The organism is Oleiphilus sp. HI0123, assembly GCF_001635315.1.
The window spans coordinates 1-766 of sequence record NZ_LWGE01001808.1 but is presented as its reverse complement, the minus strand read 5'-3'; the positions used below and the strand labels follow the sequence as shown (position 1 = coordinate 766).

At 38.4% G+C, this 766-nt stretch carries 1 protein-coding gene; it reads right to left on the bottom strand.

Annotated elements, in window-relative coordinates; all coding sequences use genetic code 11:
• On the bottom strand, positions 1 to 766 hold a 766-nt coding region (locus A3761_RS24315), incomplete at both ends, for a HAMP domain-containing sensor histidine kinase (RefSeq protein WP_156492097.1).

Genomic DNA, 766 nt, shown 5'->3' with positions numbered 1-766 from the left:
ATCAAGCAGTGAATCAAGCAATTCACGCAAGGCTTTTACTGACGAGTTTAGCTTAGGAAAAATCCTTTTCTGAGTTTCAACTGAGTCCGTATGACTAATCGTATAAGCGAGAAACTCTATCGACTGCAACGGCTGTCGAAGGTCGTGACTAGCGGCGGCTAGAAACTTTGATTTAGATTCACTTGCTTGCAGGGCTTCTTTGCGTTTTTCCTCTGCCACCTTTAATAAATACCTATTTTCATTTCTGAGACGAATGGATTTGTTTAATACAGCACGAGCGTTAATAGCTTGACCATAGCCAATAATTAGACATCCAGATACAAGTGATAAGAATTCCCAAAGATAAGGTGACGAAAGGTATTTGAAGAAGCAAAGGAGAATAAACGGGCTGATAAATGCCAAATAAATTTTGGCGTTCAAACCGACAGCTATTGAAGCAGCAACAATTACGATACTAGTTATTACAAGCATCGCTACAGCCTCTCTAGATTCGCTTAAGTCACCAGTCAGAACTAAAAACGACCAAGTCAAACTATTAGCAATCGCAATCCATATCAACCATTTCTGATTTCTAGATGTCAAACTGCGAGTGGAGACGTTTTCTTTTCGAAATTTCTTATAGAAATAGAACCCAACAGCAACAACTATAGAATTTAAAATAAACCAGGAAAAAGGCCGGAGTAATTCACTAGATATATGATAAACAAGAAGTGTGATTAGCAACCCAGCAGTTATATTCGCAACAGTATTGAATAAGCCAAACTGC